7 protein-coding genes are annotated in these 11,069 nt (G+C 47.1%); 2 read left to right on the forward strand and 5 right to left on the reverse strand.

The window, feature by feature from the left end; all coding sequences use genetic code 11:
* Window positions 1-307 precede the first annotated feature (307 nt).
* From QZ323_RS13775 to QZ323_RS13785, 3 genes are all read right to left on the reverse strand, one after another.
* On the reverse strand, window positions 308-1,261 hold the full coding sequence (locus tag QZ323_RS13775) for a D-2-hydroxyacid dehydrogenase (protein WP_294635278.1): 954 nt from the start codon (window positions 1,259-1,261) through the stop codon (window positions 308-310).
* 98 nt (window positions 1,262-1,359) lie between these two features.
* Window positions 1,360-2,628, reverse strand: a complete 1,269-nt coding sequence (locus QZ323_RS13780) for a replication-associated recombination protein A (RefSeq protein ID WP_294635279.1) — start codon at window positions 2,626-2,628, stop codon at window positions 1,360-1,362.
* Window positions 2,629-2,673: 45 nt separating this feature from the next.
* The gene (locus QZ323_RS13785) at window positions 2,674-5,259 is read right to left on the reverse strand and encodes a DUF5686 and carboxypeptidase-like regulatory domain-containing protein (protein WP_294635280.1); all 2,586 of its coding nucleotides are present in this window, start codon (window positions 5,257-5,259) and stop codon (window positions 2,674-2,676) included.
* Between the two features lie 188 nt (window positions 5,260-5,447).
* Between QZ323_RS13785 and QZ323_RS13790 the strand changes: the two genes are divergently transcribed.
* Window positions 5,448-6,575 carry a glycosyltransferase family 1 protein gene (locus tag QZ323_RS13790; protein WP_294635281.1) on the forward strand — a complete coding sequence of 376 codons (1,128 nt, stop codon included), beginning with the start codon at window positions 5,448-5,450 and terminating at the stop codon, window positions 6,573-6,575.
* On the opposite strand, the gene QZ323_RS13795 is transcribed toward QZ323_RS13790, so the two are convergent.
* The gene (locus QZ323_RS13795) at window positions 6,556-7,650 is read right to left on the reverse strand and encodes a UDP-N-acetyl glucosamine 2-epimerase (protein ID WP_294635282.1); all 1,095 of its coding nucleotides are present in this window, start codon (window positions 7,648-7,650) and stop codon (window positions 6,556-6,558) included. The genes QZ323_RS13790 and QZ323_RS13795 overlap by 20 nt on opposite strands.
* Before the next feature lie 131 nt (window positions 7,651-7,781).
* Here QZ323_RS13795 and QZ323_RS13800 point away from each other — a divergent pair, with 131 nt between their 5' ends.
* Entirely contained in the window at window positions 7,782-8,408 is a 627-nt protein-coding gene (locus tag QZ323_RS13800) for a trimeric intracellular cation channel family protein (RefSeq protein WP_294635283.1), read from the forward strand.
* A 299-nt stretch (window positions 8,409-8,707) separates the two neighbouring features.
* Here QZ323_RS13800 and QZ323_RS13805 read toward each other — a convergent pair whose 3' ends face one another.
* Window positions 8,708-11,011 (reverse strand): M16 family metallopeptidase, encoded by a 2,304-nt coding sequence (locus QZ323_RS13805; RefSeq protein ID WP_294635284.1) that lies wholly within the window; start codon window positions 11,009-11,011, stop codon window positions 8,708-8,710.
* Between the last annotated feature and the right edge of the window lie 58 nt (window positions 11,012-11,069).

The following is an 11,069-nucleotide window of genomic DNA, read 5'->3' on the forward strand; positions in this document are numbered from 1 at the left end:
TCTTTCACCCATCCGTTAATTATATAGTATACAGGTGTTTATGGTGAAATATCTTGTGACAATTCAGTATCCGTGGTGAATGCTCGGCACACTGGTTCCGCGTATTCACCACGGGCTATAATATGCATACAGACATCAGCACTGGTCAAACAAGGTAACTAAGGGTTTGTATCTAGCCAAACTAAGGTTTAGCATGACAGTGTTGAGGTTTAGCATGACAAAGCTAAGGTTTAGCGACACAAACGTGAACTTTAGCATTCTTAGTTTGCCATGTACTGGATTCAGTTTCCGCCAACGGTTTATTGCATCACTTTACCACATTTATCGGCTTTCCGCCAATGTATGCTCTCAAATTGTCTGCCGCAATTTCCATCAACCTTTGGCGTGCCTCGAAACTTGCCCAGGCTATGTGCGGGGTGATGAAGCAGTTTCGGGCTGTTAGCAACGGATTGTCGGGACGGGGTGGCTCCTCAGAAAGGACATCCAAACCGGCAGCATAGATTTTCCCCGCATTGAGGGCATCGGCAAGATCTTGTTCATTGACAAGAGGGCCACGTCCGGTGTTGATAAGGATGGAGGTAGGTTTCATCAAGGAAAGACGGTCGGCGTTGACCAGATTACGGGTAGTGTCTGTCAGCGGGCAGTGCAGGCTGATGATGTCGCATTCGCGGAACATCTCGTCGAGGTCTGTTTTCCTGATTTCCGGCGGAAGTTGCAGGCTGGATTTAGAGGTATATGCCCAGACTTTCATACCAAAGCCGATGGCTATCCGAGTGGTATTGTATCCGGTCTGTCCCAAACCTATGATACCTATTTTCTTGCCCCGTAGTTCAATGAGTGGAGTGTCATAGAAGCAGAAGTCGGGACTTTGAGACCAGTCTCCACGGCTGACTTTTGCTGAGTAATGACCTATTCGCTGGGTAATGTTCAGAATGTGTGCGAAAACCATTTGTCCTACAGACGGGGTACTGTAGGCTGGAATATTGGTTACGATGATGCCACGTTCGCGGGCAGCGGCTATATCCACTACGTTGTAGCCTGTAGCCAGCACACCGATATACTTCAGATCGGGGAGGGCAGCTATCGTTTCGCGGTTGAGTACTACTTTATTGGTAAGAATGGCTTCGGCATTGGCCGCACGTTCCAGTAATTCGTCGGGAGACGTGCGTTCGTAGATGGTGCATTCGCCCAATTCTTTCAGTTTGTCCCAGTTGAGGTCGCCGGGATTGGCTGTATAGCCGTCTAATATTACAATTTTCATGTTTGGTTTATATTTAAAAGTCGGACTACAAAGATACGAAAAAAGGTTCTTTTCTTCGTATCTTTGTAGTCCGTTGTACTTCTCTCTGAGTGTATTGTCTAAAATCTCTCTTTTCCCCACAACATCTGCATCCTTTCCTTATGTTTCTGTTCGGCAGCATTGGGTTGCGGTTCCCAGATGCGCCGGTCTTTCAGTTCATCGGGCAGGAACTGCTGCTTGACGAAGTGGCCGGGATAATCGTGTGCATACTTGTAACTGCCGCCATATCCTAACTGCTTCATCAGTTTGGTCGGGGCATTGCGCAGGTGCAAGGGGACAGGCTGGTTTCCGGTTTGCCGCACTAACTCCAAGGCACTGTTGATAGCCAGATATGCCGAGTTGCTTTTGGGACTTGTGGCAAGGTAGATGGTGGCTTCTGCCAACGGGATACGTCCTTCGGGCCAACCTATTTTCATTATGGCATCGAAACAGGCATTGGCAATAAGTAAGGCATTGGGATTGGCCAGTCCGATGTCTTCCGAAGCAGAGATGACAAGGCGACGGGCTATGAAGGCAGGGTCTTCTCCTCCTTCCACCATACGGGCAAGCCAGTAGATGGCACCGTCCGGATCGCTGCCACGAATAGATTTGATGAAGGCGGAGATGATGTCGTAGTGCATTTCTCCGTCCTTGTCGTAGGCGAGCGGGTTCTGCTGCAGGCGTTCGGTTACGGTTTCGTCTGTGATGATGACAGGGTCGTTTGCTTCGGAAGAAATGACCAGATCCAGAATGTTCAGCAGCTTGCGCGCATCTCCACCACTGTAGCGGAGCAGGGCGGTGGTTTCCTGAAGTTCTATTTTACGTTCCTTCAGTATGTGGTCGGTGGTGATGGCACGTTGCAACAGTTCCATGAGGTCTTCTTTTTCGAGCGACTTCAAGACATAGAGCTGGCAACGGGACAGCAGCGGGCGGATAACCTCGAAAGAGGGATTCTCGGTAGTGGCGCCTATCAGTGTCACTATGCCTTGTTCCACAGCACCAAGCAGCGAATCTTGTTGCGACTTGCTGAAACGGTGGATTTCGTCGATGAACAGGATAGGGCTGTTCTGTGAGAAGAAGCGATTATTCTTCGCACGGTCTATCACTTCGCGTACATCCTTCACGCCGCTGCTCACGGCACTCAGCGTGTAGAACGGCGTTTCCAACTTGTTGGCGATGATTTGTGCCAAGGTGGTCTTGCCCACTCCCGGAGGTCCCCACAGGATGAATGAGGAGATGCGTCCTGCATCGATCATCTTACGCAATACGGCATTGGGTCCCACTAAGTGTTTCTGGCCGATATATTCATCTAATGTCTTCGGGCGAAGCCTTTCTGCTAATGGAGTCATAGTAAGTAAATGGTTGAATGTTGCACGATGGCTTTCATCGTTTGCTTAAAACATCGTTAATATCATAAAGCGGATACCGCTTTTCTTCACTCCCGGAATGTCGGTATAAGTGAGGCGGCGCACATACTCGATATGTAGCAACTTGAAAATGTTGTAGATACCTATGCTGGCTTCCAAGTAGGGCGTCTTGTTCATCACATGGCTGGTAGGCACTCCGTCGCGCATGGGGAAGAGGAACAACTCGCTGTTATGGCTCTTGTATGGATTGTTCTTGTCCGTGAGCGTACCGTACATGCCGCGTATGCGGAAGCTCTCGCGGCATTTCAGCTTCTTCAGGAGCGGAATGCGGTTAAGCAGCTTTCCATTCATGTCATACGACAGGGCAAGTGAAGCATAGCGGTCGTTCAGGAACTCCATATTATTGATAAGGCAGAACGATTCATTGTTCTGTGTGATGTACGAGAGGTTTGCCATAGGCAGGTTGAGTAGGGGGAATGGCACGGTGTTCCATTGTGCCCCGGCACGTGCCGTGACATCCAGCTTTCCCCACGAGCCGAACCAGAAACGCTTGCGGATGCTGGCTTCGGTGAGGTTGAAGTTGTATTCGCCTCCCAACACGCCTTTCAGACCTATCGTATGCGACAGGGAGAATATCGGCGCATCCAGCGACACGGGCACGCGGCGTTGCTTGGTGTTGACGAATGTCTCGCCGGGGGCATAGCGCAGTGTGACGCCCAGTTCGGTGGTGGTGATATCCTTGACGAATGTGTTCGCGTCATCCCATGAGCCGGCAACGTTGCCGTCATTCTTCCAGTATTGCAGTACACCTCCGGCAGGCTCGTCGTTGCGGTGGCGTGCCATGGCTTTGACCGAGAAACCGGCATTGGTTTCCAGTTCGTAGGTCAGTGTGGCATCACGCGTATAGGACATCTGGTCTACCGTAGTCCATTTCCATCCGACGAACATGTTGTCCTTGTCGGTCATGAGATATTTATCCATAGGAGACGTGACGTCATAACAGTAGTCGAAAGCAATGTGGTGTTTGGGAAATTCCCACAATACATACTCGCGCTTGTTGAAAGAGTAGGCAGCCTGTCCTTTGTAGAACCATTTCTTGTCTTTCGTTCCGTAGGCACCATATCCGCTGAAGCTCCAGTGGGGATGGAGATTGCCGGTAGTCATACCGCTCAGACGGAAACGGGTACCGTTCACATAGTTGCTTGTGATGATGGTATTGATGGGGCCGATATCGAACTTGCTGGGATGCTTGGGACCTCCGGTCTCCACAAAGTTCTCAATCAATGCCTTTGCGCCGAAGATGACGTATTTGAATCCGGGAATTTGTTCTATCCTATTCATGAAGACATCCATATTGCTCTCTTTCTTGGTGAGCGGAACCTGGCGGACTTGCGCCCAGTATTCGTCGCTCTTGTTGAGCATGTTGGCCTCCTTGATGACATTTCCTTTCAGGCGGAAGAGCCGTTGCTCGATTTCGTCGAACTTGTAATCGCTGTATTTGGTCGTGCGCTGAATCTCAAGCCCTTGCAGTCCTTTTACGAAGCGTAACTCTACGGTCATATCGTCGTCGGTCAGTACCCAGTTGCTGTCCGGCAGCTGAGTGAACTCTTGAATGATATCGAGATTGTCTACAAAGTTGACTCCCGTCTTTTTGGGCAGGTTCATGATACACTTTTTCACGGCGTATGTAGAGTCCTTCACGACATAAAGGTGACCCGTAAATCCGAAGTCCTGCGAGTTTTGCGGTACGAACGTGAGATGCACGCACTCCTGGCGGTCTACCGTGAGGGTATCCATGAGATAGAATTTATAGAAATTGACGGCTCCTTTGCCGATAGGGCTTATGAAGTGGCGTTGCAGCAGGCGGATCTCGTCATCGTAGATGTTAACGTCGGAGAAAACGTCCGTAAGGATGGTGCCCAGCATGTCGCCAGTGCTGAAGAACTCCTCGATACCCGTAGAGTTCAACCCTTCGATGATGGTCTTCTCGCTTTTGGGGCTTTTGCGATAGATGGTGCGTGAGGCAGTCTCCTTGATGGATACGGGAAGAATCATCTTATTGGTCTTGGGCGACACCTCCACCTGGTCCTTGAAGAAGGCAAACTTCTTATAGATACCTTTCTCCATCTTTTCGGGAGTGACGTCGTTCAGAGACATCTTCATCTTCTCATACTTCTTATACTCATAGTAGTCATTGGTCTCCAGTTTCAGCTGCTTCTTGTTTTCAATGACTTTTCTCATGAAGTCTACGGCAGGATTGTTCTTGCGGGAGTATTTCTCTTTTTGCGGCTTCACCACAACTTCCGAAAGCATGACGTCGGCGGGTGCCAGCTTCACGTTCAGTACTTTGGTGGTGGGTTGCAACTTAATCTTTTTAGTCACATATCCGATGGCTGAAAATGTCAGTTCGTCCCAGCCTTTGCGGGTCTCTACTACATATTCTCCTTCGCCATTGGTGATGGCTCCCACACCTTTCCCTTCATATTGGACGGTGATATACATTAACGGTTCATTGGTCAGAGAGTCTGTAACGACGCCTTTTATTTGTGCGGATGCGTTACTCGCGATAAGTATGAATAGTAAGGTGATAAATTTAATATATCGTTGTTTCATATTCAAGTTATTATAAGGCCGCAAAGGTAGCAAATTACGTTTAAACAAAGAAGTAAATATACTCTAAAGAAATAAGAGGAATGTTTATTATTCCTTTCTTTTGCTTGATGGGAATGGTTATTTTTATGCAATGGTTGCAGATGAATGCTTTTGTGTTATCTTTGCAGGGATGAATTAAATAAAGTCAGATGATGAAATTGCATGTCGTTAGTTTTCAAGTCCCTTTTCCTCCGGATTACGGTGGGGTGATAGATGTGTATTATAAATTGAAGGCATTGAAAAAGGCCGGTCATTCAATTATTTTACATACATATAAGTACAAGAGGGAAGAACAAACGGCTTTGCATGAAGTGGCCGAATGTGTGTACTATTATGAACGCTATACCGGATGGCGTTCTATGTTTACGATATTGCCTTATATTGTATATAGCCGAAGAAATGAATTATTGCTGAAGCGATTGTGTGCGGATGACTATCCCATCTTATTTGAAGGGTTGCATACTTGCTATTTCCTTTCAAATAAACTTTTGAGGGATAGGCAAAAGTGGGTACGGATGCATAATGTAGAGCATGAGTATTATCGATTTTTAGGAAAGTCGACAACTTTCGGGTGGGAGAAATGCTATTATTATTTAGAAGCATGGAGACTACGGCTGTATGAGAAAGTACTGTTGCATGCAGATAAGATATTTGCAATCAATAATATAGATGCGGCATACTTTGTCCGGAAGTATCCTTCGGTACGGACTTATTGCTTGCCTTGTTTCTTTAACGATGTAGACTTGAAAAGAGATAATATTAAAAGCCCTGTCCCAAAGGATTATATCTTATATCATGGTAATCTTTCTGTCCTTGAGAATATTCGGGTAGTTAATTATATTCTGGATCATCTGGTGGGTGGATTGGAGGACGGTGTACAAGTTGTTATTGCAGGGAAGAATCCCGGTAAAAGTATGCAAGAAAAGATTTCGTTGAATCAAAACGTATTCCTTGTAGCAAACCCATCACAGGAGGAGATAGAAACTTTGATAGCATCGGCTCGTATCAATCTGTTATTTACTTTCCAAAATACAGGGATAAAGTTGAAATTGATTTATTCCTTAATAAAAGGACATGGGCATTGTCTTGCAAACTCTACAATGATTCCGGAAGGGGGATTTGAAGAATTATGTGTAATTGCCGACACGAAGGAAGCACAAATTGCTGCCATCCGCGAATTATACGATAAACCCCTCTTACCTGAAGCGTTACGGAGACGACAACAGATATTGAGGGGGATGGGGTATAACAATCAGGTTACTTTAATTCTCCGTTGATCAGCGTCTGCACAATACGTTCAGCAGTTCGTCCGTCCCAACGGTCAGGCAGGGTGGTGTGTTTCCACTCCTCATGCATCAGTCTTTCCAACATGGTTGCAAGTACAACAGGATCCTCGTTCACCAATTCATTGGTTCCTATACGCCACGTTTCGGGATGCTCGGCGTATGAGTTGAGCGTGATGCAAGGCACATCAAGGAAAGTGGCTTCTTCGGCTATGTTTCCGGAGTCGGTGACGATGCCTTTGGCATTGTTGATGAGGTAACCGAAGTGCAGATAGCTTTGTGGAGGGAGGATGTACAAGTGGGGAGCATCTATCTCCAGCGCTTTGATGGCTTTCTGCACGTAGGGGTGCAGGGGAGCGATGATAGGCATGCCGCAGGATTTATCAACCACGGTCTGCATCAGTGCGCTGAGCACCTGTTTCTTGTCCAGCAAGTCATGGCGGTTGAGGGTCAGCAGCAGATAACCTTTCTTCTCCAGCCCCATGCTGGAAAACCATACCGGCTGCAACAAGCGGTGACGGTTGTAACGGACGGTGTCTATCAATATGTTGCCAACATAATGGATATAGTCGGGTATCATACCCTCTTGGTTGAGATTCCGATTGGCCACCATGCCTGCTGTGAACAGATAGTCGGAGATCGCATCAACGATAGTACGATTCACTTCTCGGGGCATATTCATATCAAACGAACGGGTACCGGCAATGAGATGCGCCACTTTCAGACCGCGTTTTTTAGCGACGATGGAACAGCTCATGGTAGCCGTGAGATCGTCTACTACGAGAACCACCTGCGCAGGATGGTTGTCCAGTTCCTTTTCGAAGGCAATCATGATGGCGGCTGTCACTTCGGAGTGGTCGTGTCCGCTGATGCCCAAGTAACCATCGGGCTGTTTCATATCAAGGTCGGAGAACAAAGAAGCGTCCAGATTGGCATCGTCCTGGCGTCCGGTGTAGATCAGACGGTATGAAATTCGTTTTCCCGTATCCTGTGCAGCTTTGATGGCACGGGTGATAGGGGCTATTTTCATGAAGTTTGGGCGTGCTCCCGCCACGATTGTTATTTTCATTTCTACAGTTTTTTTAATTTCCAAGAGACAAATGTACGTTTTCTTAGGGAAATTATTTGTTACTTTGCCGATAATTTTAATACCCGATAATGATAGAAATTTTAAACCTTTAATATAAATCATTGATTATCATGCCAACATTTGTTCAAATACTCGATTTCATAGGTACGTTTGCATTTGCCATCAGTGGCATCCGTCTGGCATCGGCAAAGCGCTTCGATTGGTTTGGAGCGTATGTAGTAGGATTCGTAACAGCTATCGGAGGCGGTACTATACGTGACGTGTTGCTGGGGGTGACCCCTGGCTGGATGACTGATTCTATCTACCTGATATGTACGGGGCTTGCTTTATTCTGGGTGATCCTCTTCGGTAAGCATCTCATCCATCTGCATAACACCTTCTTTATATTCGACAGCATCGGACTGGCACTGTTTACGGTGGTCGGTGTAGGAAAAAGCATAAGTTTGGATTATCCGTTTTGGGTGGCTATCATTATGGGTAGCATCACAGGTGCCGCGGGAGGAGTAATCCGGGACGTGTTTATCAATGAGATCCCGCTTATATTCAGAAAAGAGATTTATGCGATGGCTTGCGTGGTTGGCGGCACGGCTTACTGGATGTGCCATGTCTTGGGAATGGAATCTTACGGTTGTCAAGTAGTGGGCGGCATTGCTGTGTTTGTGACGCGCATTCTGGCTGTGAAGTATAATATATGTCTGCCGATCCTGTCCGGTAGTGGGGAAGAAGTGAACAAGTAAACGAGTGGACAAGGAGACAAGTTAACAAGTAAACAAGGAGATAAGTAAATAAGGCTATAAGGGGAATCGTTTCAGGCTTCTACTTGCATTTTATTCACAAAACAGGCAGACAGGAGAGTCTTGTACCTTTGTTTCCTTGTTCACTTGTCCCCTTGTTCACTCGTTTCCTTGTTCTCTTGTCTACTGAAAGCAAGTTCAAGAACTTGCGAAACTTATGCAGTTCGCAGTCTTTTGGGCTTTTGCAGCTGGCTTTCGAGCCTTAAAAAGAATGCTCGAATGCCAGCCGAACAAGATATCTCTTAGAACATGGAATCTTTCGTATTGAATAACTTCCTTTCGTTCAGTCTCACTACTTTACCATATTTTTCGAGGCGTTTCACGTCGATATCTTTAGGGTTGCCCATGATGCCGATGCAGTATGGTTTGCCTTTCACGTGTTCTTCATAATACTTCACGATATCATCAAAAGTCAGCGAATCAACCTTCGGCAGGTTCTGCTTGGCAGGATCGTCAGTATAACCTATGCGCTGCTGAGACCGCATATATTCGGCTTTGTTGCGGAAAGAAGGATGCGTGGTCAGCATTTCTTGGCGCATGTAACTCTTGATGTTGTCTATACGTTCGGTATTCTTGGGCATGTCTGTGATCAGACCCATGAATACATCCAATGCATCATTAGCCTTGTCATTCTGCGTACCGATGTTTCCGAAGAGGTAAGTAGGATTGCCCGGCAAGGCAGGTGTACCGATGTAGGCTCCGGCTGAATAGGCCATAGAACGCTTGCCGCGGATTTCGTCGAGCACCAAGCCATTGAAACCACCGGAGAAATATTGGTTGAATGCGTCGCGGATTACGTCATCTTTCGTATCATACTTTTCCATAGGCATGTAGAAGTAGATTTGTGCCTGTTCCGCATCAGTATTCGGCAGGAAGTAGATTGTGTTTTCTGTCACGGTAGCCATCGGTTTGTCTTGTGGTGAGGTAGACGGTTTTTCGTTGGCCACTAACGGCAGGTTCTTGCTGAGTATATCGTATGCGTTGTCGAAAGGCATTGTTCCACAATAGAAGATTTCCGCTTCGTAGTTGGAGGCACGGTTAATATCTCCAGTCAGTTCGGAGATTTGCAGTTCGTAGATCTCTTTGTCTGTCAGTTCGTCGATGTAGGAAGACTTGTCTTGATAGATCATGTATTGCATGAGCGCGCTGGACAGGGTGTTCACGTTTTCCTTGCGCTGTTGGCGGCCTCCCAACATAGAACCTTTGAGACGGCTCAGCTGTTTGTCGTCCAGTTTCGGCATCAGAATTTGGCGTGCAAGCAGTTGGCAGGCTTGCGGCAAAGTTTCTTCGTAACCTTCCATTGTGATGTAGAGGTAGTTATTGTTGGCATGCACTTCGCATGTAGCATTCAGTTTGCTGAGTTCCTCTTTTAGCTGTTGCGGTTCGTAGGCTCCCATGATGCCGGCATTGTTCATCAGCTCGGCGGCGATTCCCAGTTTCTTGAACTCACGTTCGCCGACACCGTAGCGCAGGGTCAGGCTGAACACGTTGTTTTCCGGATTCTGCGTATAATACATCTTCGAACGTTCGTTCAGCGGCTTGCTCTGTACGTCGTTGAAGTCGATGAATTTTTCGTTCACCTGTCCGATAGGCAGATTCTTGAACTGCGTGGCATAGAGTGACTGTTTTCCGACAGGAGGTTCGATAGGTTTATATCCCGGTTTTTTGATTTTGGAGCTTTTATCGAGTTTACCTTTTTCGATGTAGATGGCAAGGTAGTCGTTGGTCAGATATTTTTTTGCAACGCGTTTGATGTCATCTGTGGTGATGGCCATCACTTCATCTTTGTAGTTGAGCACTTGGCTGAGGTCTTCTTCATTGACGAAGGCATTCATCAGCATTCGTGCTTTGTAAGTGTTCGATTCCATGCTTCGGTCGAAGTCACGGCACATATTGCTCTTGATGGAATTGATCTGCCATTCTTCAAATTCTCCGTTTGCCACTTTCTCGATGGCTTTCAGTGCCTTCTTCTCAGCGCTTTTGTTTGATTCAAAACGGCGTTGGTTCTCATCGTAGAGCGGAACGCAACGGATGATGTTACGGCCCTGTTCGCGGCGGCTGTCGGAGTAGGCAAACCCTTGGGTCAGTTCACCGTCGATGGTCAGTTTATCCAGCGTACCGGTGTTGCTGCTGTTGCTCAGCAGTGACATGGCGATCTCCAAAGGTTTTTCATCAGGATGTCCGGCAGGCACACCTTTGTAAACAAGGCATACGTTGGGATAGTAGCCTATCTTTGCATTATACTGTTTGCGGCCTTTAATCTCCAGATCGGGATAACTCTTGCGTTGAGGAGTGGCTTTTGCCTTCAGGCGTCCGAAGGTGGCATTGATGCGACCACTGATCTGCTTGGCATCTACGTTTCCGACCAAGATAAGAACCATGTTTTCCGGAGTATACCAATCGTTGTAATATTCGATGAGTTTACTCAGGCGCGGGTTTTTCAGGTGCTCAGGCAGGCCGATGATGGGGCGTGCGTAGGGGTGTCCTTCGTATGCTTTGCTTGAGATGAACTCTTGCTGCACGCTTCCCGGATTGTCCTGATACATATTATAACTCGTTGGTTGAATTAAGAATCTAAATATTTACAAATGAAAAAGTTGCACA

Source organism: uncultured Bacteroides sp., from assembly GCF_910585845.1.
GTDB lineage: Bacteria > Bacteroidota > Bacteroidia > Bacteroidales > Bacteroidaceae > Bacteroides.